At 68.3% G+C, this 25,823-nt stretch carries 24 protein-coding genes; 11 read left to right on the plus strand and 13 right to left on the minus strand.

What is annotated here, in order from left to right:
- Nucleotides 1-52: 52 nt before the first annotated feature.
- From DMC61_RS01070 to DMC61_RS01080, 3 genes are read right to left on the minus strand one after another with little or no spacing between them, the layout of a single operon-like run.
- Nucleotides 53-1,900, minus strand: a complete 1,848-nt coding sequence (locus DMC61_RS01070; protein WP_125686105.1) for a VanW family protein — start codon at nt 1,898-1,900, stop codon at nt 53-55.
- A 27-nt stretch (nt 1,901-1,927) separates the two neighbouring features.
- Nucleotides 1,928-2,221, minus strand: coding sequence for a co-chaperone GroES (locus tag DMC61_RS01075; RefSeq protein WP_007032412.1), 294 nt, complete (start codon nt 2,219-2,221; stop codon nt 1,928-1,930).
- Nucleotides 2,222-2,261: 40 nt separating this feature from the next.
- A complete protein-coding gene (locus DMC61_RS01080; RefSeq protein WP_125687066.1) occupies nt 2,262-4,070 on the minus strand; it encodes an NHL domain-containing thioredoxin family protein in 1,809 nt (602 codons plus the stop codon).
- A 179-nt stretch (nt 4,071-4,249) separates the two neighbouring features.
- On the opposite strand from DMC61_RS01080, the gene DMC61_RS01085 reads away from it, so the two are divergent.
- Nucleotides 4,250-4,819: a hypothetical protein gene (locus DMC61_RS01085; protein WP_125686107.1), complete on the plus strand. Its 570-nt coding sequence runs from the start codon at nt 4,250-4,252 to the stop codon at nt 4,817-4,819.
- A gap of 141 nt (nt 4,820-4,960) precedes the next feature.
- On the opposite strand, the gene DMC61_RS01090 is transcribed toward DMC61_RS01085, so the two are convergent.
- On the minus strand, nt 4,961-5,422 hold the full coding sequence (locus tag DMC61_RS01090; RefSeq protein ID WP_125686109.1) for an SRPBCC family protein: 462 nt from the start codon (nt 5,420-5,422) through the stop codon (nt 4,961-4,963).
- A gap of 35 nt (nt 5,423-5,457) precedes the next feature.
- A complete protein-coding gene (locus tag DMC61_RS01095; protein WP_125686110.1) occupies nt 5,458-7,803 on the minus strand; it encodes an oxidoreductase in 2,346 nt (781 codons plus the stop codon).
- 276 nt (nt 7,804-8,079) lie between these two features.
- Between DMC61_RS01095 and DMC61_RS01100 the strand changes: the two genes are divergently transcribed.
- From DMC61_RS01100 to DMC61_RS01120, 5 genes are all read left to right on the plus strand, one after another.
- The gene (locus tag DMC61_RS01100; protein WP_233594671.1) at nt 8,080-8,751 is read left to right on the plus strand and encodes a DUF3558 domain-containing protein; all 672 of its coding nucleotides are present in this window, start codon (nt 8,080-8,082) and stop codon (nt 8,749-8,751) included.
- Between the two features lie 367 nt (nt 8,752-9,118).
- Nucleotides 9,119-9,622, plus strand: a complete 504-nt coding sequence (locus DMC61_RS01105) for a hypothetical protein (protein WP_125686112.1) — start codon at nt 9,119-9,121, stop codon at nt 9,620-9,622.
- Between the two features lie 15 nt (nt 9,623-9,637).
- Nucleotides 9,638-10,237, plus strand: coding sequence for a DUF3558 domain-containing protein (locus tag DMC61_RS01110; RefSeq protein ID WP_125686115.1), 600 nt, complete (start codon nt 9,638-9,640; stop codon nt 10,235-10,237).
- Nucleotides 10,234-11,445 carry a hypothetical protein gene (locus tag DMC61_RS01115; RefSeq protein WP_125686117.1) on the plus strand — a complete coding sequence of 404 codons (1,212 nt, stop codon included), beginning with the start codon at nt 10,234-10,236 and terminating at the stop codon, nt 11,443-11,445. The genes DMC61_RS01110 and DMC61_RS01115 overlap by 4 nt, the downstream gene beginning before the upstream one ends.
- A gap of 1 nt (nt 11,446) precedes the next feature.
- On the plus strand, nt 11,447-12,190 hold the full coding sequence (locus DMC61_RS01120; RefSeq protein ID WP_016338196.1) for an ESX secretion-associated protein EspG: 744 nt from the start codon (nt 11,447-11,449) through the stop codon (nt 12,188-12,190).
- On the opposite strand, the gene DMC61_RS01125 is transcribed toward DMC61_RS01120, so the two are convergent.
- The 4 genes from DMC61_RS01125 to DMC61_RS01140 form a co-directional block, all read right to left on the minus strand.
- Complete coding sequence (locus DMC61_RS01125; protein WP_125686119.1) at nt 12,187-12,942, minus strand: amino acid ABC transporter ATP-binding protein; 756 nt, start codon at nt 12,940-12,942, stop codon at nt 12,187-12,189. The two genes, DMC61_RS01120 and DMC61_RS01125, sit on opposite strands and share 4 nt — an antisense overlap.
- A complete protein-coding gene (locus tag DMC61_RS01130; protein ID WP_016338198.1) occupies nt 12,939-13,742 on the minus strand; it encodes an amino acid ABC transporter permease in 804 nt (267 codons plus the stop codon). Before DMC61_RS01130 ends, DMC61_RS01125 begins: the two co-directional genes overlap by 4 nt.
- Nucleotides 13,743-13,812: 70 nt before the next feature.
- On the minus strand, nt 13,813-14,625 hold the full coding sequence (locus DMC61_RS01135) for a basic amino acid ABC transporter substrate-binding protein (RefSeq protein ID WP_125686122.1): 813 nt from the start codon (nt 14,623-14,625) through the stop codon (nt 13,813-13,815).
- A 216-nt stretch (nt 14,626-14,841) separates the two neighbouring features.
- Complete coding sequence (locus tag DMC61_RS01140; protein ID WP_125686124.1) at nt 14,842-15,117, minus strand: hypothetical protein; 276 nt, start codon at nt 15,115-15,117, stop codon at nt 14,842-14,844.
- 231 nt (nt 15,118-15,348) lie between these two features.
- Here DMC61_RS01140 and DMC61_RS01145 point away from each other — a divergent pair, with 231 nt between their 5' ends.
- The 3 genes from DMC61_RS01145 to DMC61_RS01155 are packed head-to-tail and all read left to right on the plus strand — an operon-like array spanning nt 15,349 to nt 18,799.
- Nucleotides 15,349-17,001: a circularly permuted type 2 ATP-grasp protein gene (locus DMC61_RS01145; RefSeq protein ID WP_016338201.1), complete on the plus strand. Its 1,653-nt coding sequence runs from the start codon at nt 15,349-15,351 to the stop codon at nt 16,999-17,001.
- A gap of 11 nt (nt 17,002-17,012) precedes the next feature.
- Nucleotides 17,013-17,960: an alpha-E domain-containing protein gene (locus DMC61_RS01150; RefSeq protein ID WP_016338202.1), complete on the plus strand. Its 948-nt coding sequence runs from the start codon at nt 17,013-17,015 to the stop codon at nt 17,958-17,960.
- Entirely contained in the window at nt 17,957-18,799 is an 843-nt protein-coding gene (locus DMC61_RS01155) for a transglutaminase family protein (protein ID WP_125686126.1), read from the plus strand. Before DMC61_RS01150 ends, DMC61_RS01155 begins: the two co-directional genes overlap by 4 nt.
- Here DMC61_RS01155 and DMC61_RS01160 read toward each other — a convergent pair.
- Both DMC61_RS01160 and DMC61_RS01165 read right to left on the minus strand, forming a co-directional pair.
- Nucleotides 18,796-19,800: an iron chelate uptake ABC transporter family permease subunit gene (locus DMC61_RS01160; RefSeq protein WP_125686128.1), complete on the minus strand. Its 1,005-nt coding sequence runs from the start codon at nt 19,798-19,800 to the stop codon at nt 18,796-18,798. The genes DMC61_RS01155 and DMC61_RS01160 overlap by 4 nt on opposite strands.
- Nucleotides 19,797-20,780 carry an iron ABC transporter permease gene (locus DMC61_RS01165; protein ID WP_125686130.1) on the minus strand — a complete coding sequence of 328 codons (984 nt, stop codon included), beginning with the start codon at nt 20,778-20,780 and terminating at the stop codon, nt 19,797-19,799. The genes DMC61_RS01160 and DMC61_RS01165 overlap by 4 nt, the downstream gene beginning before the upstream one ends.
- A gap of 114 nt (nt 20,781-20,894) precedes the next feature.
- Here DMC61_RS01165 and DMC61_RS01170 point away from each other — a divergent pair, with 114 nt between their 5' ends.
- Entirely contained in the window at nt 20,895-21,893 is a 999-nt protein-coding gene (locus DMC61_RS01170; RefSeq protein ID WP_125686132.1) for an ABC transporter substrate-binding protein, read from the plus strand.
- On the opposite strand, the gene DMC61_RS01175 is transcribed toward DMC61_RS01170, so the two are convergent.
- Entirely contained in the window at nt 21,890-22,747 is an 858-nt protein-coding gene (locus DMC61_RS01175) for an alpha/beta fold hydrolase (protein ID WP_125686134.1), read from the minus strand. The two genes, DMC61_RS01170 and DMC61_RS01175, sit on opposite strands and share 4 nt — an antisense overlap.
- A gap of 84 nt (nt 22,748-22,831) precedes the next feature.
- Complete coding sequence (locus DMC61_RS01180; protein ID WP_199749864.1) at nt 22,832-24,244, minus strand: M20/M25/M40 family metallo-hydrolase; 1,413 nt, start codon at nt 24,242-24,244, stop codon at nt 22,832-22,834.
- Between the two features lie 373 nt (nt 24,245-24,617).
- Between DMC61_RS01180 and pdhA the strand changes: the two genes are divergently transcribed.
- Entirely contained in the window at nt 24,618-25,823 is a 1,206-nt protein-coding gene (gene pdhA / locus DMC61_RS01185) for a pyruvate dehydrogenase (acetyl-transferring) E1 component subunit alpha (RefSeq protein WP_016338209.1), read from the plus strand.

The raw sequence follows: 25,823 nt of genomic DNA on the forward strand, positions 1-25,823 counted from the left end.
CAGGCGGCGCCCTGCCGACGTCGATCGCGGAAGCGGGTTCACCTACAGGCACTCAGGCGCAGATGATCGCGGCCCTCGGTGAATAGGTCGCGTTGCGGGTCTCCCGGCGGACCTCCGTACCGGTGACGACGTCGACGAGCACGCGGGTGTCCGAGGTGCTGAACCCGGCCGCGCCGGGGTCCGGGACGCAGCCGGGCCCCGAGCCCATCTGCACCGGCTGGGGGACGTACGAATGCCGCTCACCGGCGACGCTCTGCACCGAAAACCGTTTCGTACCCCAGATCCGCACCGTCACCGAGCCGTCGGCGGGGATCGCCTGGATCGCGATCCCGGTCGGGGCGTCGTTGACGATCTGCAGGTCGACCGGCGTTCCGTCGGTGTTGATCGCCTTGGCGTCGCGCCCGACCGGATACCGGTCCAGGTAGTTGTCGTGCTCCAGGTGACCACCGTCGGCGAGGCCCGCCAGGTACGCGGCGTTGAAGAGCGTCGTCGCGAACTGTGAGACACCGCCGCCGACCACGACCGGCCCGGTGCCGTCCTCGTTCACCGGGGCGGGCACGTAGCCCGCGTCCGCCGTCCTCGGCCCGGACCGCGCGCCGAGGCTGAACCGCTCGTTCGGCTTCACGATGGTGCCGGAGACCCTGGCGGCCAGCGCCTGCACGTTCGTCATCGCCGGCCCGCTCAACCCCGACGTGGTGAACTCGCCGATGACCTCGTTGATGCCGAGGACGTTCGCCGCCTCGGTGCTGACGGCGGGGCTGCTGGCGTCGTAGACCGCCTTCAGCTCCCGCTCTTCGCTCTTGGCGAGCGTCGAGGTCAGCGACGAGAACGTGAGGTCCCAGTTGACCTTCCTCGCGTCCTTCGACGGCTGGACGGCCGGTCTGTCGCCGACGAAGACGATCTGCGCGTCGGCGCCGTCGGTCTCGGTCTCCTTGAGCTGCGGCTGCGCCACCGCCCGCAGTTTGCCCTGGTCGATCCGCACTTCGAGGTTGCCGTCGTCGCGCGCGGCGAACTGGAAGGAGCCCGCGATCACGTCCGGTTTCAGCGTCGCGTCCTTGCCCTCGCCGCGGATGAGCAGCGGCTTCGCGACCGCCGGGACGACGATCTTGACGAGCGCCGCGTGCACTCCCGGCGAAGTCGCCTTCACGGGCGCGACGTTCACCTTGAACTCGACGCCGTTGTCGCTCAGCCAGCCGTCGGTGACCGCGGTGACCGCCTCCTTGAGGTCGGTGAGCGTCTGCCCGTTCCGCGGCTCGACCGCGGCCGGGACGACCCCGCCGTCGGTGCCCGCGACCGGCTGGAAGGTGATGTTCCCTTCGACCGGCGGGCGGTTCAGCTTCGTGGCGGCGAGGTCCGAGACGGCTTTTTCGAGCTTCGGCGCGTCGGTCCAGGTGACGACGCCGACCTCACGGCTGGTGAAGAACGACATCAGCCGCGTGTACGGGCTCAGCGGCTGATGGCCGGCGCGGCCCAGTGTCTGCGGCCAGTCCAGGCCGAGCCCGGACGACGTCGGGTACAGCACCGTGCGGACGTCTCCCGCCCGTACCCGGACCGGCTCGATCAGCCTGGGCTCCAGCTCACGGCGGAGCTTCGACTCGGCCTCCTTGTGCGTGAGACCGCCGACGTCGATCCCGGCGACCGTGACGCCGCGCGGGACGTCCCCGGCGCTGACGATCAGATCGACCGCGTACAGGAGCACGAACAGGCCCATGAGCACGCCGGTGAGCATCAGGGCCTTGCCGAGTCCCCTGCGGAACTTCGACGCGGGCGTCGGCGGCGGATGCACCACCCTGTCGCCCTCGAAGAGCTCGTCTACCAGGCCCTCATCGGTTTCGGGCGCCGAGAGGAGGTCTTCGGTGAACAGGTCGGAGCCCGGCTCGTCACGGTCTTCGCGCACCACCCCTCACCGCCCCTCCCGTGGCTCGAGTTACAGGTACAACCCCGTGCCGTGTTCGGTCCGTTCGGTCGCCACGGCGTGGATGTCGCGTTCCCGCATCACCAGGTGCCCCTCGCCCTGGATCTCGACCTCGTGCTGGTCGTCCGGGTTGAACAGCACGCGATCGCCGGTCTTGACGTTCCGCACACTGTTGCCCACGCCCAGTACATCACCCCACGCGAGCCGCCGCGCCACCTGCGCGGTGGCGGGGATGACGATGCCGCCGGAACTTCGGCGCTCCCCGTCCTCGGGGGACAGCTTCACGAGCACCCGGTCCTGCAGCATCTGAATCTCGAGTTTCGGCCGATCTGACACGCCTACGACTCTACTTACCCGGGTCGCCCGCCATGACCAGGCTCAGCACGCTTTCTCCGCCGGTTTCGAACCGCACCGGCACGCCCCAGTCCTGGCGGGTGATGCGGCAGGCGGGATGCTCGCCGCCGTCGTCACAGCTCGCCGCCTGCGCGACGACCTGCAGCACCCCTCCGGTGACGCCCTCGGCGAAGCGGAGCTTGCGGAACAGGTCGGTGCCCACCCCGGCGCCGTCGGCGAGCAGTTCCGGCGGCGACGCGCTGATCTCCAGCCGCGTCGACGGGCCGAAGCGGTCGTCGAGCTTCTCGCCGGGCGGCGGGGTGAAGACGACGGAGAACTCCAGCTCACCCGGCGCCAGCACGGTCGGCGGACGACGGACCGCGTGCGCGTCGCCCGCGACGGCCTGCTCCCCGAGCGGCACCGGCCCGATCCGGCCGCCCGCCGACTCGACGACCAGCAGTTCGCCGTCGTGCACCAGCAGCCCGGACGGCTCCGCGAGCCCGGTCGCGAGCGTGGTGACCTGGCGGGTGAGCGGGTCGTAGCGGCGGACGGCGCCGTTGTAGGTGTCGGCGATCGCGACGGTGTCGCCGGGCAGCACGGCGAGGCCGAGCGGATGCTGCAGGAGGGCCTTGTCGGCGGGTCCGTCGACGTGGCCGAAGGAGAACAGGTCGACGCCGACCGCGGTGTGCACGGTGAACGTCTCGCCCTCGGGCTGGATCCAGCGCAGCGCCGACGTCTCCGCGTCCGCGAGCCACAGCTTCTGCCCGTCGGGCGCCAGGCCGGACGTCTGCGCGAAGAACGCTTCGTGGACGTCGCCGTCACGCAGCCCTTCGACGGTCGTGCCGGCGAAGCGGCGGATGGTGCCCGAGACCGGCTCGAACACGCTCAGCGTGTGGTTGCCCGCCATGGCGACCACGACGCCGCCCGCGGGGCCCCACCAGGCGACGTCCCAGGGGCTGGTGAGGTCGATGTCGAGCGCCTTGCCGGTGTCGACGCCGTCGCGCCACTGGCGGCCGGTGCCGGCGACGGTGGAGACCTCGCCGGTGATCAGGTCGATACCGCGCAGCCGGTGACCGGCCGTGTCGGCGACGACGGCGTGATAGCCCGCGCGCTCGGCGACCTCGTACGGCAACAGGGTGATCCCGGACGGCTCGGTGAAGCTCGCCAGGTCGAAGGGCCCGTCCTGCGCGCCTCGCTCACCGCTGCCGAAGCGGCGGATGACGGTCTCGCCGTCGGAGGCGAACTCGACGATGGAGTGGTTGCCGGTGTCGGCGACCAGGATGCGGCCTTCGGCGGTGGTGACGGCCTTGCTCGGGAAGCGCAGCTCGGTCGGCTGCTCCTCGACCGGGACGTACGGGCTGCCGCCGCGGCGGAGCGTGCCCTTGGCCTCGTGGGTCGCGACGAGGTCGGCGATCACCCGGCGCAGCGCCTCGGCGTGCCCCTCGCCGGCGGCGACGTGGACGACGTAACCCTCGGGGTCGACGACGACCAGCGTCGGCCACGCCTTGACCGCGTATTGCGACCAGGTGGTCATCTTCGGGTCGTTGAGGACCGGGTGGTGCACGTCGTAACGCCGCACGGCGGCCTCGATCGCGGCCGCCTCGCCCTCGTGCAGGAACTTGGGCGAATGCACGCCGATGGTCACCAGGACGTCGGCGAACTCGGCCTCCAGCGGGCGCAGCTCGTCCAGCACGTGCAGGCAGTTGATGCAGCCGCTGGTCCAGAAGTCCAGCAGGACGACGCGGCCGCGCAGCCCGGCGAGCGTGATCCGCTCGCCGCCGGTGTTGAGCCACCCGTCACCGGCGAGCTCGGGCGCGCGCACGCGGGACTGCGTTCGTGGGGAAGTCACGACATGAGTGAACTACACGCTCGGCCGTGCTGTTCCGAGGTCCAGGCGTTGAGAGGGCGAGCTCACCCCTCGGGAGGATGCCCATGTGGGTGATGAGGGAGGGGTGTTAAAAGGGAAGGCGCCTTCGCGTCGTGCAATTTAGGCTCGAACACATGTCCACTGTTGAGCACGCCTTCACCATCGAGGAGGCACACGACCTCCAGGCGAGCTTGGCCGAACCCGTGCGTCCCGGGTTGAGCGAGGCCGAGCTCGACGACGTCGAAGCCCGCTTCGGCTTCCGGTTCGCCGCCGACCACCGGACGTTCCTGTCCGCCGGGGTGCCGATCGGCGACCGCTGGCCGGACTGGCGCTGCGGCAACCCCGATCAACTGCGAAAACGCCTGGACTGGCCGGTCGACGGGGTGCTTTACGACGTCGAACACAACGGCTTCTGGCTGCCGGACTGGGGCATGCGCCCGATCGACCTCGCCGACGCGCTTGCGCGGGCCCGATCGCATCTGGCGCTCGCCCCGCAGCTGGTGCCCGTCTGCGGGCACCGGTATCTGCCCGGGATCGCCGGGAGCACGGGATATCCGGTGCTGTCGGTGTATCAGACCGACATCGTTTACTACGGCTATGACCTGCGGGGATACCTGCGGCACGATTTCTGCGGCCAGCCGCTGGGTCCGCCTCCGGAGGGCGGGCCGCGGCACGTCGAGTTCTGGTCGCGGTTCGTCGAATGAACGGTCCGTTCATGACTTGAGTTTTCGGGTTGGGACCGCTACATGTGGTGCGGTTGGACGTGGAGCATCACCACATGTGCCCCAGGTGGCAGCAAAGGTCCCTTGCTCTTTTCGGTGATCCGCGACCCGCCGTGGTATGGGTCAGGATTCGGCGGCGGCCTTCAGCCGGGCCAGCGTCGCGGCGATGTTCGCCCGGTTGGCGTCGTCCCGCTTCCACACCCCGGTGAACAGCGACGTCGGCCCGCGAAGCCAGCCCGGCCGCCGGTCCCACGTGCTCTCGACGGCCACGCACCCGTCGCCCGAGGCCTCGATGTCGTACTGCCAGCGCGCGACAGGAAGGCCGGCGAAAGTGGTCACCTCGAACGCGAACCGCTTGCCCTCGTCGGCGTCCGTGATCGTCGAGAGCGTGCTCCAGCGACGGAACCCACGGCGGTTTCGGCCGCGGAACTTGGCGCCGACGGCGGCCTCCGCGGCACCGACCCAGCGGTGCCCCTCGTACTCCTCGGCCATGCCCGCGAGCGCACCCGGGTCGCTGACCAGGGAATACACCTTCTCGGGCGGGGCGGCGATCGCGATCTTTCCGGTGGCGCTGGGCTCCGTCATGACTTACCTCCGTACTGAGGGTATGTGAAATACCCTCAGTTGTCGCGGCGGAGCATACGACTGATCCCGGCCGCGACCGTCGTCGCCAGCACCCAGCCCGACGCGGTGAACCCGGCGGCGACCCAGTTGTCCATGCCGTGCATGTACCAGCGTGACTTGTTGCCGAAGTCGACGATCGGGACCAGCAGGTCGATCGTGTAGAGCACCGGATTCCATTGCAGCCCGGTGTCGTCCTGGTTGACCAGGCAGCGCGGCCCGCTCACGGTGAGATTGGGTTTGGTGATGCAGTCGTCGACCCCGAACCCGAACCACAGACTGCCCAGCACGAGCAGCGTCAGCAGCCAGCCGAGCGCACGCACCGGACGGAAGCCGTAGCCGACCATCGACCGCTGCAACCAGCTCCACACGTGTACGCCGGGCCCGAAGAACTTGAAGCCCTTCGCGAGCGCCTCATATCGGAACTGCTGTTTCTTCAGCAGCACCGTGGAGGCGTGCTCTTCATTACCGGACGCGCGCAGCGTCGCCGCCAGCTGGTCGTAGGGGCCGGGCCGGTAACCGTCCATCGCTTTGCGCAGCAAGGCGATCCGATGGTCGATCGCCCGATCGTCGTCGAGCGCGATGTCCTCCTGCAGTGCGTCGTAACGGAAATCCTCCAGCTCGATCCCCGTCGCCGACGCCCAGAACGCCTCGTTGTCGCCCAGCGTCCCGCAATGCGCCCGGCGCAGCACGATCCGGCCGTCCGGTGGAACGGCCGGCGTGAGCAGGAATTCGTCGGCCGACACGTCACTGCCGTCGAGCGCGATCCCGTGCTGCGGCAGGGAACCGAGCCGCGCGCCGCGGAAGTCGACGCGGCGGGCGATCTGCGCGCCGTCGAGGTTGACCCCGCCCTGCGCGACGAACGGGCGTTCCTTGTTCTCGGTGAGGATCAGATCCCGGCCGATCCGCGCGGTGCGGACGTCCAGCGAGTAGCTGGTCCGCGTGCGCGCACCGGGCTCGGTCAGGCTCGTGCCGAAGAGGTTCACGCTGCCGCCGATCTCCGCACCCTGCAGCCGCAAGGTGCCCTGGACGGTCGCGTCCGTGAGCTGGAAGTTGCCCGCGATCTTCGCGCGCCGCGCGGAAAAGACGTCGCGGCGCGGGTGCAGGAACATCGAGTTCCACGCCAGCACGTTGCCACCGACGGTGATGTCGGCCATGCGCAGCTGCCCGGACGGCACCCGCAGGCTCGTCGCCTCGAGATCGCCTCCGATGGTCGTCCCGTCGAGGTGGATGGCGCGGTCGTAGTAGGGAATGCTCTGCCCGCGGACGACCTGGACCTCGGCGCCGGCCAACCGCAGCGAACCGCCGATGCGGGCGTTGACCATCCGCAGCGTCCCGGTGGCCTGCATGCCGTCGCTCAGCTCGAGGTTTCCGTTGACCGTCGAACGATCCGCGACCAACGCCGGCCGCGGATCGATGTACGGATCGTTCGACTTCCACGCGTCGACGACGATCGGCCCGGACTGGTTCACCGAGAGCTTGGCCTCGCGCAAGATGATGTCACTGTCCACAGTGGCGCTCGGCAGGTACATGATCCCACTGGCGGAGAAGCGTTTCCTCTGCGCGGCGGGCCCGTAGTTGTCCACCTCGCACAGCAGGCTGCCGCCGATGTGGATGCCGTTGCCGTTGAGCGCGAAGCCGTCCCGGTTGTTCAGCGTCGCGCCGGAGAAGTTGACGTTACCGCCTGCCCGCATACCCGGGATGCGGACTTCTCCGTTGGCCACCAACCGATACGCCAGCAGCGCGCCGACGATGTTGACCCGGTCGGCCTGGATCGCCTTGCCGCGCGGATGAGTGATCACCGTACGCGTCAGCACGACCGAACCCTCGATGACCGCGTCGGTGAGATTGACCGCCGCGTTGGGCATCCCGCGCTCGCGATCGTCGCCGCGCTGGACCGTGGTCTCCTCGATCTCGTGCTCGGCGTCGACGTGCACGACACTGCGGATGAGGCGGACGTCGTTGCGGGTGCGGAGATTGCGCGCCTTGAGCCCGGGCAGCCAGCACTTGCGGAACACGAGCCCGAGCAGATGCGCCTCGCGGACGTCCGGCGGGTGCTCGAACCGGCACCGCTCGAAGCGGAACAGATACTTGATGTCGGCGGCCCGCAGATCGAGCGTCCCGGTGATGTACGCGTCCTCGACCTGCACGATCGGCGCGTTGGTCGCCTGGCGGCGCCACCGGAGCAGCCCCGTCGTCCCCGGCTTCATCAGCTCGGACGCCGGGACCTCGTACCGCTTGTCGGGGTTCGGGTCGAACGGGTCGAGCGGCGGCAGGGACGTGTCGCCGTTCTGGTCACCTTCCCCCGGATCCCGCGGCCCGTTGTTGCGCCGAAAACCCGGCATCGTTTCGCTTCCCTCCCCCGTCGTTCCTCGGCCCCAAGCGAAGCCGATCACGCACGGGGTTCGCAAGTGGCCCGGGACAGTAGACCGGAACATGCCACGGAATCGCGACGGCAGAACGGCCGCCTCGGGTGCTGGAACAGGTCGTTTGCGTCCGCGGCGGTGATCTTGACCGGATTCGCCGCCGGGGCGGCGGCTCGCTGCTACGGTCACTCACCGGAGTCAGTGGTGGACTACGGGTAGGTCGCGCCCTTCGCGGCCCGTGCGGGGAGGCACGACATGACCAAGCCGGAACACGGCCCTCATGGGCGATCGACGCTTTCCGTCCCGCCGGAAAGGCGGCACTGGATGCGGGTACAACTCGTCTCCGTTCTCGCTGTGGCCGCCCTGCTGGCGGTCGGTTGCAGCACGAAGACCAGCGGCACGGCCGAGCCGTCGACACCCCTGCCTGATGCCACAGACCTGCCGCGGGCAGGAGCCCCCAAAGTGACGGCTCCGCTGAAGACCGAACAGCTCACGAACGACCCCTGTGGCGCCGCCACCGACGCCGACATCGAGGGCATCGCCGGAAAGCTGAAAGGATCGAAGGTGGAGCAGATCGGCGGTGGTCCGACCTGCTCGTGGGTCCTCGCAGACCTCGCCGGCTCGATCAACGGCGGCCTGAACGTCAGCCAACCCGATGGTTTGAGCCATCTCTACGCTCTCAAGCGGCAGGGCAGCGGCGTCACAACGTTCAAGCCCCTGCCCGATATCGCCGGCTACCCGGCCGTCGTCTTCGCGAACGGCGGTGAAGGCGCCGGCAATTGCAACCTGGCGGTGGGCGTTCGCGACGACATGATGTACACCGTCGTCACCGCTCTGTTCGACAACAGTCCTGGCTACAACGATCCCTGTGGTTCAAGCGTCAGGGTCGCAGAGTTGGCGATCCAGCACTTGAAGGCGGCCCAGTGACCCGCCACAGCTGGTAGCGCTCCTCTGAACCGAATGCCAACCCTGAACACGATGGAACGGTTCGACGCAACGCGAACAGTATGCCTCGCGCCGCGGCCACGACTTCCAAAGTCATCCACGAAGACATGGACCGGCCCGCCAGTCGAAGTACAAACCAGACGCAGACAGTCCGGCGGAGGCGACTTCGCCCTTGAACGGACAAAACCGCCTTTCCGCGCAGGCTGGGTCGGTCATTCCCACCTTTCGATGGTGATCTTCCGCGATTGTGCTGATCAACGGTTTACCTGCTGCTATCGTCACCGATTGGAGTCGGTAGAGAACTACGGGTAGGTCGCGCCCCATCGCGGCCCGTGCGGGGAGGCACGACATGACGAGACCGGGAAGCGGCCCTCAAGGGGTCTATGACCAGATCAACGGGCCGGGGCCGCAGGCGCCGCCGCCGAACTCGGGGTTGATTCAGGGCGCTGCCGCAGCGCCCCCTCCCCCTCCGCCACCGAATTACGGCGAGCTGGGCAGCGGACAGGCGAAGGCCGACTTCGCGGCCGCCTCGGCGAATGGCGGCTGGGAGTTCGACCCCGCCGCAATGGACGCCGTGATCAAGCAGCTCCAGGACTGTATCGAACGCGACTTCAGCCGTGCGCGGGCGGAGGCGAACAACCTCACCGGCATCGACGCTATGGGCGCCGAGGTCGCAAGTGACGGTTATGTAGCCAAAGCCAACGAGTCCGGCGCGGCCTACCAGTCATTTCTCAATGGAGCTGCCGCCTACACGCAGGCGTACATGCAGACGCTGGTAGACATCAGGACGGCCTACCAGAACCAAGACCAGGCCGCACTCGACGCGATCCGCTCCATCGGAAAGGCCCTCTGAATGCGCTCCCGGTCGATGACCGTCCTTGCCGTCGCCGCTTCTGTCGCTCTGATCGCCGGATGCAACGGCGAGAACCCCGGCAAGCCCTCTACAGGTCAGCCCGCGTCTTCTCCTGCGGGCTCCGGCCTTCCTCGAGCAGGTGCACCCAAGGTAGCGACGCCTCTGAAGACAACGGCTCTGGAAACGAACGCATGCGATGCGGCGAGCGAGTCGGAAGTCAACAGTACCGGTGTCACTCTCAAGACAGCCGAACCGCAAGATATCGCGGGCGGCAAGGGGTGTTTGTGGATCTTCACGAACACTTCGGGAACAGTCACCGGAAATCTCAACGTCAGCCAGCCGGACGGGCTGAGCCACTTGTACGCGCTCAAAGCCCAGGGCAGCGGGGTGACGACATTTCAGCCAGTGGCGGACATCGCCGGTTACCCCGCGGTTGTCTACGCCAACGGCGGGGAAGGCCCCGGCGTGTGCACCCTGGCGATCGGTGTTCGCGACGACATGATGTACGTCTTGACCACACAGCTTTTCAGTGGCAGCCCAAAATACAACGATGCTTGCGGGCTCCTCACGAAGTTCGGCGAATTCGCCGTCCAGCATCTGAAGGCGGCCCAATGACGTACAGCGGCTGGGAGATATTCGAGAAGCTCAACGCCAACCCCAACACGACCAAGCGACTCGACGCCGCCCAGGTGTCATCGCACAAGCTCCTGGTCATCCATCAGGAAATGAGCCAGACGCTGGAGAAAAGCCAGACCGCGCTCAGCACGTTCTGGAAGGGCAAGGCCGCCGACTCCGGGACAGCAGGCCTCGCCCCGCTCATCGCGACCTCCAAGATCGCCGGCGAGAACATGGACCGCGCCCGCCAGTCGATGTACGACCAGAACGCCTCCTTCCACTACACGCGTGGCAATGTCCGCCCGGTCGAGAAGGAGCGCGCGGGGGACAGCGGGCCCGAGGACATCCTGTCCATCGGCGCGAGTGACGACGAGATCGCCGCGGCGAAGTTCGACGCGGACACCAAGCACAACGTCGAGATCTACGAGCCGTATTACCAAAGCACCCAGCCGCGGCAGCAATCGCTCGCGCCGGTCTATCCGGCCGCGCATGATCCGAACGTGTCGCCCGCGCCGATCACGCCGGATCCGATCGATCCCGGGCAGACCAAGGTCAGCGGGTTCAGCGGTGGACCCGGCGACTCCGGGCGGCACAGCGGTCCGAGTGGGTACACCGGTGGGCCGAGTTCGTACAGCGCGCCTCCCGGGGCTGAGGGGTATCAGGCGCCGAGGCCGCCGCAGGTTCCGCCGGCGCCGAGGGTGCCGCAGATGCCGCGGCCACTCCCGTCTCCGCGGCCGAACGACCAGACCGACCTTTCCCGGGCGAACGACCGGATCCAAGCGAAGCCGATCGACTATCGCCAACCCAACTTCGGGCCCGGCGGGCCGGGCACCGGCGGACCCGGTGGCGGCAACGGATTCGGACCGGGATCGGGCGGCGGCTTCGGACCTGGTTTCGGGCCCGGCGGCGGGTTCGGGCCGGGTGGATCGACGGGCGGGCCGGGGAGCATGGGGCCCGGTCGCGGCGTCGGCGCCGCCATGCCCGGTGAAAGCGCGATGCGCGGTACACCTGCAGGCGGCCCCGCGGCGGCGGGGCGGCCCGGCGCGCCGGGTATGGGCGGCGGCGGGATGGGCGCCGGGGCTGGCAAGGGCAAGGGCGGCGAGGACGAGGAGCACCAGCGCAAGATCACGCTGCAGGAAGAGGACGGCGACTCCCTCTTCGGCGGGTACGACGGTGACAAACCGGTTCCGCCGGTGATCGGCGCGTGACGTGCTGCAGAAACCCGTCGAGCTGACGCTCCAGACCTACGAAACCCTGCTGGACCAACACAATCTCGGCGACATCCATCCGACGCTCGTCCGCGGCGCGCAGTGGTATCTGCCCGAGGAACGGCGCGAGCTCGCCGCCACCGCACAGTCCGAATTGGACAGACAAGGACTGCTGAGGCGCGGCAGGATCGACGACGAATTCCTCGACACGTTGCGTTTCCTGCAGCGGCCGGCGGTGGAGTACTACTCGTGGGTGAAGTCCGAGGGGCGTGAACGGACGGTTCGCGCCGCGGGAAGTGGCCGGGAAGCGGTCAACGTCGTTTTGGTCGACAAGGTCGTCTATCTGACACCGACGCGGCCGGACACGCTGGCGCAGGACTTCACCGGTCTGCTCCCCGAGGCGCCCGCCGCGCGCACGCCGTCCTTGAACTGCTCGGAAGCCGATCTCCAGGTCCTGATGAAGGGCGAGATGCTCACCGGCACCGGCCCGAGCATCCGCGACGCCAAGAAGATCCTCCAGTGGATCCGGTCGCCGCACACCTTCTTCGGACGGCTTTACGTCGCCATCCGTGACGGTGGCGGCAACCGGAAACGCGTCGAAAGGCCGCCGGGCTGGATGGACACCGAACACGGCCGCGTCGTGTTCGGCCCGGACGCCAAGGGCTGGGTGAGCCTCATGGGCGCCGGGCCGCACGAAATCGTCGCGAAGGTCGTCCAGCTGGAGTCGCAGCTTCGCGGGCGTTAGCCCTGGTGGTTCGGGTTCAGGACCCGCGAGAGGAACGTCTTCGTGCGCTCCTCCTGCGGGTCCCCGATCACCTGGTCCGGCGAGCCCTGCTCGACGACGACGCCGCCGTCCATGAACAGCACGATGTCGGCCACTTCACGCGCGAACTGCATCTCGTGCGTGACGACGAGCATCGTCATGCCCTCCTGCGCGAGTTGCCGCATGACCGCGAGGACGTCGCCGACGAGTTCGGGGTCCAGCGCGGACGTCGGCTCGTCGAACAGCATGACGTCCGGGTTCATCGACAGCGCCCTCGCGATCGCGACGCGCTGCTGCTGACCGCCGGAAAGCTGCGTCGGCAGCGAAGACTCCTTCTCCGCCAGCCCGACCTTCGCGAGGTTTTCCCGCGCGACGCGCTCCGCCTCTTCCTTGCCGCGCTTCAGCACCTTGCGCTGAGCGACGGTGAGGTTGTCGAGCACGCTCAGGTGCGAGAAGAGGTTGAACGACTGGAAGACCATGCCGATCTTCGTGCGGGCGCCGTCGATGTCGACGTCCGGGTCGGTGATCTCGCTGCCGTTGACCACGATCTTGCCCTGCTGCGGCTCTTCGAGGAGGTTGACGCAGCGCAACAACGTCGACTTGCCGGAACCCGACGGGCCGATGATGCAGACGACCTGGCCGCGCTGGACCTCCAGGTCGATGCCCTTGAGCACCTCGAGCTCGCCGAACGCCTTGTGCAGTCCCGAAACTTCGACGATCGTCTGGGTGCTCATACCGTTCCTCCGCCGGGCACTCCGGCTCCGTATTTCTTCTCTAGCCGCTGCTGCAGGATCGACAGCGGAATGGTGATGACGAGGTAGCACAGACCGGCGACGACGATCGGGGTCAGGCCCTTCGCCTCCAGCAGCGCCTGACGGCTGAACTGCGCGAGTTCCTGCTGCGCCGGCGTGGTGCCGAGCAGGAACGCCAGCGAAGAGTCCTTCGTCAGCATGATCAGCTCGTTGGCCAGCGGCGGCAGGATGATCCGGAACGCCTGCGGGATCACGACGGTGATCATCGTGCGGGCGGGCGACATACCGAGCGAACGCGCGGCCTCGACCTGCCCGCGCGGCACCGCCTGGATACCGGCACGGATGGTTTCCGCCATGTAGGCCGACGACACGATGCCCAGCGCAAGCATGATCGCGACGTTGCGCGGCAACGTGGTGTCGAACGCGGTCGGCACGCCGATGCCGACGGCGAGGAAGATCAGCAGCGCGGGCAGGCCGCGGAAGAACTCGATGTACCCGCGCGCGAACCAGCGGTACGGGCCGACCGAGGAAAGTCTCATCAAGGCGAGCAGCAGGCCCAGCCCGAGGCCGAGCGCGAAACCCAGCGCGGTGAAGACGATGGTGTTCTTCAGTGCGACGGTGATGACGTCCGGGAACTGCTTGGCGGCGACTTCGAGATCGAAGAACGCCTTGCCGATCCTGCTCCAGTCTGCCAGCAGCGCGAGCACGATGACGATCACCAGCAGCAGGACGTACTGCCCGGTCCGGAAGGCCGAACGGCGCTGGCGGCGGCTCAAAGCCATTTCTCTCCTCAAACAGGTGGCGACAAGCCTGTGGCCGGTGCGCTCGGCACCGGCCACAGGGCGGCTTCGACTAGTTCGACGCAGCTCCGGGCTGCCAGGTCGGCGCCTTGCCGAACCACTTCTGGTAGATCTGCGCGTAGGAGCCGTCCGCCGCGGCGGCCTTGAGCACCTCGTTGATCTTGCCGAGGAGGGCGGTGTTGCCCTTCTTCACGCCGATGCCGTAGAACTCGTTCGTCTTGAACTCGGTGACGACCGTCGTGTCCGGGTTCGTCTTCGCGAAGTCGTAGAGCACGCCGTTGTCGTTGACGCCCGCGTCGACCGTGCCGTTCTTGACGGCCTGCTCCAGCAGCGCGAGATCGTCGAAGGTGACGATCTCGGCGCCGGCGGCCTTCTCCTTGGCGTAGTCGGCGCCGGTGGTGGCCGACTGGACACCGATCTTCTTGCCCGCGACGTTGGAGAGGTCCTTGATCGGCGAACCGGTCTTGACCAGCAGCGCCTGGGTCGCCTCGAAGTACGGGTCGGAGAAGTCGAACTTCTCCTTGCGCTTGTCGGTGATCGTCATGCCCGCGGCGGCGAGGTCACACTGTCCGGTGTTCATCGCTTCGCCGGACTCGATGGTCTCGAAGGCGATGTCGACGATGCTCTGCTCGACACCCAGCTTCTTGCCGACCAGGTCGACCAGGTCGACGTCGAAGCCGACGATCTTGTCGCCCTGCTTGACCTGGAAGGGCTGGTAGGGCAGGTGCGTGCAGGTGGTGACCTTGCCGGACGCGACGAGCTGGACGCCGCCGGCCGCGGTTCCGCCTTCCTCGCCGCACGCGGACAGCGCACCCGCGGCCAGGGCGAGCGCCGGGATCAGGGCGAGCGCTTTGAATCGAGCCACGTCGTCACTCCTTGTAGTTCCCATGTGTCGAGAGCACGCATATTGCCACTCATCCGGCGGCAAGCACAGCACCGAGACGTTACAGCGCTGTTTCCAGCGAAGATCGTCTCGACGACGGGATGGAGCGGACCGCGGTCCCAGCGGGTCCCGACAGGGACGCGACCGGCCCGGCACGGGAAACACGGTGGGGCGCCGAAGCGCCCCACCGCCGCCTTATTACTTGGGCCAGTAATCGAACACGTAGCCGTTGTAGCAGATACCCGCACAACTCGGGTCGACAGGGAAGTACTGGAGCGGACCGACGTTGTAATAACGGGCGAAGTCGCTCCGCTCACGGACACAGCTATTGTAGTTGTGACCGCACCAACGACTCTTGACATCCGCCACGCCGACACTGGACGACGGCGCCGCGACACCGTCCTGAGCAGCCATGGCGACACCTGGAACGGCCAACGCCGCCACCGCGGCACCGGCCACGACGAACGTCTTCACAAAATTCTTCACAATTCCCCTTGAAAATTGCATGTGAAATTCAGAGCCTGCTTATCCAGCAGGTAAATACGCGAGTTAACGAGTTCTACACATGGCGAAAACGCCGAACAGAATCCAACCTTCCCCAGTCAGGTTTGAATACGTGCGGCGAGGCTAGCATCAGGCTGATCATTCCAACAAGCCAACCCGGGTATCTCGCGCCGGACGGGGTCCATGGGTCACGATGACCCCATGAACAACAACTCGGCGCCCCGGCTCCCACCCGCGGGCCGCCGCCCCCGGACGACGACGTCGGCCCGGCGCGCGGCGAAACCCGGGGCGCAGTTCGACGGCTATCTCTCGCCGTCCCGGCCGCACGCGGGCGCGTACGACGAGATGTTCACCGCCGACGGCACGGTCCGCCAGCCGTACCGCGCGCTGTACGAATCGATCTCCGCGCTGACGTCGGCGGACCTCTCGTCCCGGTCAGCGGCGATCGACCGGGCCATGGTGGACCAGGGCATCACGTTCTCGCTGTCCGGCCAGGAACGCCCGTTCCCGCTCGACCTGGTGCCACGCGTGATCACCACCGCCGAGTGGAGCAAACTCGAACGCGGTGTGGCGCAACGGGTCCGCGCGCTCGAAGCCTTTCTCGCCGACGTGTACGGCGACCGCCAGATCCTGCGTGACGGCGTGCTTCCGCGACGGCTGATCACCTCGTGCGAGCACTTCCAGCGCGAGGCGTTCGGGATCAACCCGCCCAACGGTGTCCGCATCCATGTGTCCGGTGTGGACCTGGTGCGCGACGAGGAGGGCACCTTCCGGGTACTGGAGGACAATCTCCGCAACCCGTCCGGCGTGTCGTACGTGATGGAGAACCGCCGCACGATGGCGCGCGTGTTCCCGGACCTGTTCGCCCAGCACCGGGTGCGCCCGGTCGGCGATTACGCTTCGCATCTCTTGCGTGCGCTCCGGGCGGCGGCCGCGGCGAACGTCGCCGACCCGATGGTCGTCGTGCTCACCCCCGGCGTGCACAACTCAGCGTATTTCGAGCATTCGCTGCTGGCCCGCCTCATGGGGGTCGAGCTGGTCGAAGGCCGCGACATGTTCTGCCGGGACAACGTCGTGTACCTGCGCACCACCGAGGGCGAGCAGCAGGTCGACGTCATCTACCGGCGGATCGACGACGAGTTCCTCGATCCGGTGCACTACCGGCCGGATTCCGTGCTCGGCGTGGCCGGCATCCTCAACGCGGCGCGCGCGGGCAACGTGGTGATCGCGAACGCGGTGGGCAACGGCGTCGGTGACGACAAGCTCGTCTACACCTACGTGCCCGAGATGGTGAAGTACTACCTCAACGAGAAGCCGCTGCTGCCCAACGTGGACACCTTCCGGTGCTGGCTGCCGGACGAGTTCGACCACGTCATGCAGCATATGGACGAGCTGGTGATCAAGCCGGTCGAAGGCTCGGGCGGATACGGCATCGTGTTCGGCCCGGAGGCGACGCAGGCCGAGCTGACCGCGCTGAAGCGCAAGGTCCGCGCGAACAAACGCGGCTGGATCGCCCAGCCGGTGGTCCAGCTGTCCACCGTTCCGTCCAAAGTGGATGACAGACTGGCGCCGCGGCACGTCGATCTGCGGCCGTTCGCGGTCAACGACGGCAAGGAGATCTTCGTCCTGCCGGGCGGGCTGACGCGGGTCGCGCTCCCGGAGGGGAGCCTGGTCGTCAACTCGTCGCAGGGCGGTGGCTCCAAGGACACCTGGGTGCTGGCGCCGCGATCTTCGACGGCGGAGCGCGAGCTGGAGCGGCCCGCGCTCGGCGCACTGTCCCAAGTGGACGGTCTGGTCGCCGAACAGGGCCCGGAGCTGACCACCACCCAGCAACAGCAGCAGCAACAGGCATAAGGGAGGTTGATGTGCTCGCCCGCAACGCGGAATCGCTGTACTGGATCGGCCGATACGTCGAACGCGCCGATGACACCTCCCGGATCCTCAACGTCTCCGTGCATCAGCTGCTCGAAGACGCGAGCGTCGACCCGGACCACGCGAGCCGCCAGCTGCTCGCCGTCCTCGGCATCAGCCCGGAGGGCATGGACACCCTCGACGTGTGGAAGCTGACCGAGCTGGTCGCCTACGCCAAGGACAATCCGGCGTCGATCGTCGGCTCGATCAATTCCGCCCGCGAGAACACGCGCGGCGCCCGCGAGGTCGTCTCGACCGAGCTGTGGGAATGCCTGAACGCGACGTGGAACGCGGTGCCGGACAGGCAGCGGTACGCGCGCCGCGCCGGGCCGCACGCGTTCCTCTCCTTCGTGGAGGAGCGCGCGGCGATGTTCGCCGGGCTCGCCGATTCGACGATGAGCCGCGACGACGGCTGGCTGTTCATGGTGCTCGGCCGCTCGGTCGAACGCGCCGACATGGTGGTGCGGCTGCTGCTCTCGCGAGTGCAGGACAGCGCGTCGTCACCCGGCTGGATCACCGTGCTCCGTTCGGCGGGCGCGCAGGACACGTACCTGCGGACCTATCGCGGCGCGCTCGACGCCGCCCGGGTCGTGCAGTTCCTGTTGCGGGACACGCTCTTCCCGCGTTCGGTGTTCCACGCGCTGCGGCAGGCAGAAGAATGCCTGGAGCGGCTCGACCCCGGCGTCAACTCGCGTGCCAACGAGAAGTCCGAGGCGCTGCGGCAGCTCGGCCGCGCGCGCAGCGAGCTGGAGTTCCTGCGGCCGTCGGATCTGCTGGAGGATCTGCCGAAACGGCTCGGCGCCCTGCAGACCTCGATCAAGGACATCGGCGACGCGGTTTCGGTGCAGTACTTCCATTCGTCGCCTTGGGTGGCTTGGAGCGGTGCGGAGGTTTCGCTGTGACCTGGCAGCTTCGGGTGGCCCACCGGACCGGGTACCGGTACGCGACGCCGGCCACGCAGTCGTACAACGAGGCGCGGCTGACCCCGCGCTCCGACCGGCGGCAGACCACGGTCGTGAACCGGGTCGAGACGACGCCGGCGACCCGTGCTTACCGGTACACGGATTACTGGGGCACCGTCGTGACGTCGTTCGACCTTCACGCGCCGCACACCGAGTTCACCGTGCTCGCGACGTCGGTGGTCGAGACCGCCGACGAAGGCGAGCCGGTCCGTTCGGCGATGTGGAAGGACCTGCGCAGTGACACCGTGGTCGACCATCGCACCGAATATCTGACGCCGACGCCGTACACGCCCCGCGATCCGGAGCTGACGAAGGTCGCGCGCGAACTGCGCAAGGGGCTCGACCCGGCGGAGGCCGTGCTCGCGGTCTGCGAATGGGTCAACCAGCAGCTCAAGTACCAGCCGGGGACGACCGGCGTGCACAGCACGGCGACCGACGCGTGGCGTGCGCGCGAAGGGGTTTGCCAGGACTTCGCGCATGTCACGCTGGTGATGCTGCGCGCGATCGGCGTCCCCGCGCGCTACGTCTCCGGGTATCTGCACACGAAACCGGAGGCGAAGCTCGGCGAGACGGTCGAAGGCGAAAGCCACGCCTGGGTCGACGTCTGGACCGGCGGCTGGTGGGCCTACGACCCGACGAACGCGATCCCGGTCGGACCGCGGCACGTCTGGGTCGCGTACGGCCGGGACTACGCCGACGTGCCGCCGCTCAAGGGCATCTTCACCGGTGGCGGCCAGTCCACTTTGGACGTCTCGGTGCAGCTGACCCGGCTGACCTAGGCCCGTCGCCTGAGCAACAGCCAGAGCAGGTACGCGCCGCCGAGGGCCGCCGCCACGACTCCCGCGGGCAGCAGCGACGACTCCAGCAGACGCTGTCCGAGGTAGTCGGCCGTGACGACCAGCGTCGCCCCGACGAAGACCGAGGCGAGCAGGTTGGGCCCCGGCAGGCGCGTCATCCGGCGCGCGAGCTGGGGCGCGGCGAGCGCGATGAACGGCAGCGGTCCGGTCGCGGCGGTGGCGGCGGCGACCAGCGCGACCGCGACCAGCACCAAGGTCAGCCGCACGCGGTGGACGTCGACGCCGATACCGGTGGCGGTGTCGTCGCCCATCTCCAGCATGCGCAGCGCGCGGCCGTTGGCGAACACGACCGGGGCGAGCACCGCCACCGCGACGGCCAGGGGCACGAAGAAGCTCCAGTCGCGGCCGGAAAGGTCGCCGACCAGCCAGCCGACGGCCTGCGATGCGGCTTCGAGGTTCGCCTTCACCAGCAGGTACGAGTTCACCCCGACCAGTACCGCGCTGATCGCGATCCCGAGCAGCACCAGCCGCGAGCTCAGCAGGCCGTGCGGCGCGCACAACGCCATCACGACCAGCGCGGTCAGCAGCCCACCCACCAGCGCGCCGACCGAGACGAGCCCCGGGCCGGAGCCGAAGAGCAGCAGGGCCACGATGCCGCCGGTCGCCGAACCGGTCGTGAAGCCGATGATGTCCGGGCTGCCGAGCGGATTCCGGGTGATCGTCTGGAAGACCGCCCCGGCCAACGCCAGCGCGACCCCGACGAGGATCGCGACCAGCACGCGCGGAAGCCGTCCCATGACGACCAGGTACTGCGCCTTCGTCCCTTGACCGACCAGGGTGGCGAGCACTTCGCCGGGGCTCATCTCGTAGTCGCCGGTGCCGACGGAAAGCACGACGAGCGTCAGCGTCACCAGGGCCAGCGCGGCGACGACGAGTACCGATCGTCTGTCCAAACCGGACTCACGACGGACGGGCGCGGTCATCGGCGCACCGCCTTCAGGCGCCGGGCCACGATCACGAACGCGATCCCGCCGACGACGTCGGTCATCACGCCGACCTGGATCTCGCCCGGCGAGCCGAGCAGGCGGCCGAGGACGTCGCAGCCGAGCAGCAGCACCGGCCCGAGCAACGCCGAAATCAGCATCACCCAGCGCTCGTCCTGGCCGATCAGCGTCCGGACGACGTGCGGGATCATCAGGCCGACGAAGGCGATCGGCCCGCAGCGCGAGGTCGCCGACGCCGAAAGCAGGCCGACGGCGACCATCCCGGCGACGCGGACGAGCGCCGGGTTCGCGCCGAGGCCGCGGGCCGTGTCCTCGCCCAGCGCCAGCGCGTTCAGCGCGCGGGCCAGCACGATCGCGATCACGACACCCGCGACGAAGAACGGCAGCAAGACCGAGAGCTGATCCAGGTTCCGGTTCACCAGCGAACCCACCAGCCAGAACCGCATGGCCTGCAGGTTGTGCGTGTTGACCAGCTGCATGCCCTGGTTGATCCCGACGAACACCGCCTGGATGGCGACACCGGCCAGCACCAGCCTCAGCGGGCTCGTCGCACCGCGTGTCCCGCCGATCACCGAGACCAGCGCGGTTCCCGCGAGCGCCCCGGCGAAGGCGAACCAGACGTACTCGCCCGGCGAAGTCACCGAGAACAGCGTCGAGCCGAGCACGATCGCGACGGCGGCGCCGTGGTTGATGCCGAGCAAGCCGGGTTCCGCGACCGGGTTGCGGGTGATCGCCTGCATGAGCGAGCCGGCCAGCGCGAGCGCCATCCCGACCAGGACGCCGAGCACCGTGCGGGGCAGGCGATCGTCGCGGACGACGACGTCGTTGTAGCTCCCGTCGTAGGCGAAGAGCGCGTGGAGGACTTCGCCGAGCGAGAGGCGGTTCGAGCCGAAGCCGATCGACAGGAGGATGACCGCGACGAGCGCTGCCAGAGACCCCGCGAGGACCAGCGTTCTCACGGAAACGCTGGTCCTCATGGTTGTGCCGCGCTCCGTGACCTGGACCATGGCGTCCACGATAAGGGAAGGCTAGCCTAACGACGAAATCCGGTACGACGGCGAAAGAAGATCTCCATGCACCTCTCCCGACGCGGCTTTCTCGCCGGCACCGCGGCGCTCGGCGCCACCGGCCTCCTGACCGCCTGCGGCTATCAGGAAGAGACGCCCACGCAGGGAGCGGGCGCGACCTGGTCGTTCACCGACGACCGCGGCCGGAAACTCGAAGGCGAACGGCCGACGCGGATCGTCGCGCAGGTGACCGCGGCGGCGGCGCTGTGGGACCTCGGCGTGAAGTCGGTCGGGATCTTCGGCCCCTCGAAGTTCGCCGACGGCAAACCGGATCCGCAGGCGGGCGGCGTCGACCTGAACGCGGTGACCTCGCTCGGGAACGTGTGGAACGAGTTCAACTTCGACAAGTTCGTCTCGTTGAATCCGCAGCTGCTGGTCAGCGTGATGTACCTCAAGGACCAGATGTGGTACGTCCCGGACACGCAGACGGAGAAGATCGACAAGGCCGCGCCGAGCGTCGGCGTCCGGCTGCAGGACATCTCGATGCCCGAAGGGATCGCGAAGTTCATCGCGCTCGCGAAGGCGCTCGGCGCCGACACCGAGACCCCGGCGATCAAGGCCGCGAAGCAGGAGTACGAGAAGGCCGACGCCGCGCTCGCCGAAGCGGCGAAGAAGGCCGCCGGGCTGAAGATCCTCCTCGTGTCCGCGCAGAAGGACGCCGTCTACGTCTCGAACGCGCCGAAGTTCGCGACCTCGAAGCACTACCAGAGCAAGGGGCTGAACTTCGTCACTCCGGAGGCGCCGGACGAGAGCCAGGGCGGCTACTACCAGCAGATCAGCTGGGAGAACATCGGCAAGTACCCGGCCGACGTGATCATGTACGACAACCGCGGCGGTTCGCTGTCGCTCGGCCCGGACGGACTCGGCGGCGTGCCGACCTGGGCCCAGCTGCCCGCGGTGAAGGCCGGGAAGCTGATCCCGTGGAACAACGAAACTCCGTTCTCGTATCAGCGTTTCACGCCGCAGCTGACGGAACTGACCGCGGCGCTGAACAAGTTCGCCTAGGCCAGGAACTCGCGTAACGCCGCCGCGAGGTCGGCCGGGTTTTCCTCGGCCACGTGGTGCCCGGACTCGATGGCGAAGCCGCGGACGTCGTCGGCCCATTCGCGCCACACCGCGATCGGGTCGCCGTAAAGCTCGGCCATGTCGTCGCGGCTGGACCACAGCATGAGGACGGGACAGGCAAGCTTCCGCCCGGCCGCCTTGTCGGCGTCGTCGGCTTCGCGGTCGGGCCCGAGGCCGGCGCGGTAGTCCTCGAGCATCGCGTGGACCGTCTCGGGATCATGGATCGCGCGCAGGAAGTCGGCGTGGTTCTCGGCGCCCATGGCTTCGGGATCTCCGCCGTACCAGGCGTCCGGGTCGGCGTTGATCACCCGCTCGGCGGGTTTCGCGAGCTGGCCGAAGAAGAACCAGTGCCACCATTTCCGCGCGAAGCCCGCGTCTGCCCGCGCGAGCGCCTCACCGATCGGAACGCCGTCGAGGATGACCAGCTTGGTGACCGCTTCGGGGTGGTCCATGGCCAGCCGGTGCGCCACGTAACTGCCTCGATCGTGGCCGGCGACGGCGAACCGCTCGTGGCCGAGATGCCGCATGAGCGCGACGATATGCCTGGCCATGGCGCGTTTCGAGTGCGCCGAGTGGTCTTCGGCGGTCTCGGGTTTCGAGGACTGGCCGTAGCCGGGGAGATCAGGGCAGACGACGGTGAACGCGTCCACGAGCCGGGGCGCGACGTCGTACCAGGTGGTGTGGGTGCGGGGATGTCCGTGCAGGAGGACGAGCGGCGGCCCCGATCCGCCGTGGCGGACCCTGAGGGTCACTTCGCCGGTGTCGACGTTTTCGAGCTCGAAACCCTCGAACATGATCCTCCCGCGCGTGCGATGAAAGGTCCTTTCCTGGCAAATTTTGCTAGGAAAGGACCTTTCATTGCAGCGTGAGCCGGGAGATCAGCTCCGCGCGTGCGCGTCCAGGATGTGCGCGACCGCCTCGGTGACCCGCTGCGCGAAGTCGATGTTCAGCCACTCGTCCGGCACGTGGATGTTCGAGTCCGGCCCGCAGGCGCCGGTGACCACGAACTGCGCGTCCGGGTACTTCTCGCCGAGCAGCCCCATGAACGGGATCGACCCGCCCATGCCGAAGCTCTTGTGCGGCTCGCCGAAGACCTCGCCGCTGACGTGGTGCAGCACCTCGTCGAGCCACGGCGCGGTGTCCGGAGCGTTCCAGCCGTTCTCGGCCTGGAAGTCGCCGAGCTCCACCGAAGCGTCGTACGGTACGTCGGTGGTGAGCACGCGGCGGACCGCCTCCATCGCGGCCTGCGCGTTGGCAGTCGGCGGCAGGCGGAAGCTCAGGGTGAGCGTGGTGCTGTCGCGCAGCACGTTGCCCGCGTCGGCCGGGAGCGGGAAGCCCTCCGCGCCGATCACCGACAGCGTCGGCCGCCACGAGTTGTTGAGCAGCAGCTCCAGATCGTCGTCGGACACCGTCCGGCCGACCACTGGGAAGAGCGTCTTCGCCGCACCGGGCGCGATCTCGACGACACCGCGAGCGTCCTCGACGCGGTTCTCCGGGATGTCGACGCTCAGCTCGGCGAGCTTGATCTCGCCGGTTTCGGCGTTCTCGATCCGGTCGAGCAGGACACGCAGGACGCGGAACGAGCTCGCCACGATGCCGCTGGCCATGCCGGAGTGCTGCGCGGACTCGAGCACCTTCACGGTGACGTTGACGTGCAGCATGCCGCGCAGGCTGGTGGTCAGCCACAGGCGCTTGTAGTCGGTGCCGCCCGCGTCGAGGCAGACGACCAGCGAGACCGCGCCGAGCTTTTCCTTCAGGTGCTCGACATAGGCGGGCAGATCCGGGCTGCCGGATTCCTCACCGGTCTCCAGCAGCACGACCGCGCGGGAGTGCTCGCCACCGGCGGCGCGCACGGCCTCGATCGCCGTCGTCGCCGCGTAACCGGAATAGCCGTCGTCGACCGCGCCGCGGCCGTACAGCCTGCCGTCGCGGATCACCGGCGTCCACGGGTCGAGCCCCTCGGACCAGCCGCCGACCGGGGGCTGCTTGTCGAGGTGCCCGTACATCAGCACGGTGCCCTTGTCGGCGGCTTCGGACGTCGCCGGGATGTCGACGACCAGCAGCGGGCTGCGGCCTTCGAGCTCCACGACCTCGAGCGTCGCGCCGGGGATCTCCCGCGCGGCGATCCAGGAGCGGACGTGCTCGACGGCGGCGGCGAGATGGCCGGTCTTCGCCCACTCGGCGTCGAACGCCGGCGACAAGGCGGGGATCGCCACCAGGCCGGACAGGCTGGGAAGGACGTCGTTCGTCCAGTTCGAAACCACGGTTTCGCGTACGGATTTCTGCTCCACGTCCGCCATCCTGCCACGGGTGCCGGGAAGTGGGATGGATCACAGTGGCGGGCACGGATCGTCATCGCCCGCGCCGGACAGGACACCCGTCCGGGTGCGTCGTCCGCTGGTCGGCTCGCGGGTGAATGCCCTACTTTCGGCGGCCCCACACTCGGGCTTCCTAGCATTTTCCCTGATCAGGCACCCTTTCTCAGCAACAAATCAGCATCCGCCACTGACCAAAACGGCATCCGGCATGCCAGGATGTCCGCACGAACCGTCAACGCCGACGGTGACCCAGCGCTTCAGATCCGACGCGCTGGTCCCCGCCGGCGCAGTCACTGTGGCCGCCACAAGTGGCCGCCAGAGGCGCCGACATCAAGGAGAGCAGCGCATGCCGTCCGAACACTGGACGCACCCGGAGCCTGGAGATGGTCCCGCCGCCGTAGCGGCGCAGCCTTCCCCCGAACAGGTGATCGCCGGTTTGCGAGCAACGAGCGAAGGTGGCGCTGAGCTGACTCAGCTGCTCACCCCCGAAGGCGAACGGGTCGCCTCGCCGCAATTCGACCGCTACGTCGACGACATCGACGCCGAGGCCCTCAAGGGCCTGTATCGCGACATGGTCCTGGTCCGCCGCGCGGACCGCGAGGCCAACGCGATGCAGCGCCAGGGCCAGCTCGGCATCTGGGTGCCGCTGCTCGGGCAGGAGGCCGCTCAGATCGGCTCCGGCCGCGCGCTGCGGAAGGGGGACATGGCGTTCCCCAGCTACCGCGAGCACGGTGTCGCCTACACCCGCGGCGTCGACCTCAAAGAGGTGCTCGGCATCTTCCGCTGCACCGACCACAGCGGCTGGGACTACAAGGCCCACGGCTTCCACCCGTACACCATCGTGATCGGCAACCAGGTGCTCAACGCCGCCGGTTACGCGATGGGCCAGAAGTTCGAAGGCAAGGTCGGCGACGACGACAGCGAAGCGACCATCTGTTACTTCGGTGACGGAGCGACTTCGCAGGGCGACGTGCACGAAGGCTTCGTCTGGGCCGCCGTCTACGACGCGCCGCTCGTGTTCTTCTGCCAGAACAACCAGTGGGCGATCTCGGAGCCCACCGAGCGCCAGTCGCGCCTGCCGCTGTACCAGCGCGCCCGCGGCTACGGCTTCCCCGGCATCCGCGTGGACGGCAACGACGTCCTCGCCTGCCTCGCGGTCTCCCGCTGGGCGCTGGAGGAGTGCCGCCACGGCAACGGCCCGGTGCTGATCGAGGCGTTCACCTACCGGATGGACGCGCACACCACCACCGACGACCCCACCCGCTACCGGCTCTCCGACGAGCTGGAGGAGTGGAAGCTGAAGGACCCGATCGAGCGCGTCCGGGCGTACCTCGCCCGCGGTGGCGGCGCCGACCAGGCGTTCTTCGACCAGGTGCAGGCCGATTCGGACGCATTCGCTGCCGAGCTGCGCGACTACTGCTTCAACATGCCGGAACCGCCACCGGACCGGATCTTCTCCAACGTGTACGCGGAGTCCACGCCGCTGCTGGACAAGCAGCGCGAAGAGTTCCTGTCCTACATGGACGGTTTCGTCGGGGCGGGTGAGCACTGA

The organism is Amycolatopsis sp. WAC 04169, assembly GCF_003947535.1.
Classification (GTDB): Bacteria; Actinomycetota; Actinomycetes; order Mycobacteriales; family Pseudonocardiaceae; genus Amycolatopsis; species Amycolatopsis keratiniphila.

Coding starts and splice junctions, on each gene's coding strand:
- DMC61_RS01075 (WP_007032412.1), bottom strand. CDS start 2,221: ATGCTGCAGGACCGGGTGCTCGTGAAGCTGTCCCCCGAGGACGGGGAG.
- DMC61_RS01085 (WP_125686107.1), top strand. CDS start 4,250: ATGTCCACTGTTGAGCACGCCTTCACCATCGAGGAGGCACACGACCTC.
- DMC61_RS01090 (WP_125686109.1), bottom strand. CDS start 5,422: ATGACGGAGCCCAGCGCCACCGGAAAGATCGCGATCGCCGCCCCGCCC.
- DMC61_RS01095 (WP_125686110.1), bottom strand. CDS start 7,803: ATGCCGGGTTTTCGGCGCAACAACGGGCCGCGGGATCCGGGGGAAGGT.
- DMC61_RS01100 (WP_233594671.1), top strand. CDS start 8,080: ATGACCAAGCCGGAACACGGCCCTCATGGGCGATCGACGCTTTCCGTC.
- DMC61_RS01105 (WP_125686112.1), top strand. CDS start 9,119: ATGACGAGACCGGGAAGCGGCCCTCAAGGGGTCTATGACCAGATCAAC.
- DMC61_RS01110 (WP_125686115.1), top strand. CDS start 9,638: ATGACCGTCCTTGCCGTCGCCGCTTCTGTCGCTCTGATCGCCGGATGC.
- DMC61_RS01115 (WP_125686117.1), top strand. CDS start 10,234: ATGACGTACAGCGGCTGGGAGATATTCGAGAAGCTCAACGCCAACCCC.
- DMC61_RS01125 (WP_125686119.1), bottom strand. CDS start 12,942: ATGAGCACCCAGACGATCGTCGAAGTTTCGGGACTGCACAAGGCGTTC.
- DMC61_RS01130 (WP_016338198.1), bottom strand. CDS start 13,742: ATGGCTTTGAGCCGCCGCCAGCGCCGTTCGGCCTTCCGGACCGGGCAG.
- DMC61_RS01145 (WP_016338201.1), top strand. CDS start 15,349: ATGAACAACAACTCGGCGCCCCGGCTCCCACCCGCGGGCCGCCGCCCC.
- DMC61_RS01160 (WP_125686128.1), bottom strand. CDS start 19,800: ATGACCGCGCCCGTCCGTCGTGAGTCCGGTTTGGACAGACGATCGGTA.
- DMC61_RS01170 (WP_125686132.1), top strand. CDS start 20,895: ATGCACCTCTCCCGACGCGGCTTTCTCGCCGGCACCGCGGCGCTCGGC.
- DMC61_RS01175 (WP_125686134.1), bottom strand. CDS start 22,747: ATGTTCGAGGGTTTCGAGCTCGAAAACGTCGACACCGGCGAAGTGACC.
- pdhA (WP_016338209.1), top strand. CDS start 24,618: ATGCCGTCCGAACACTGGACGCACCCGGAGCCTGGAGATGGTCCCGCC.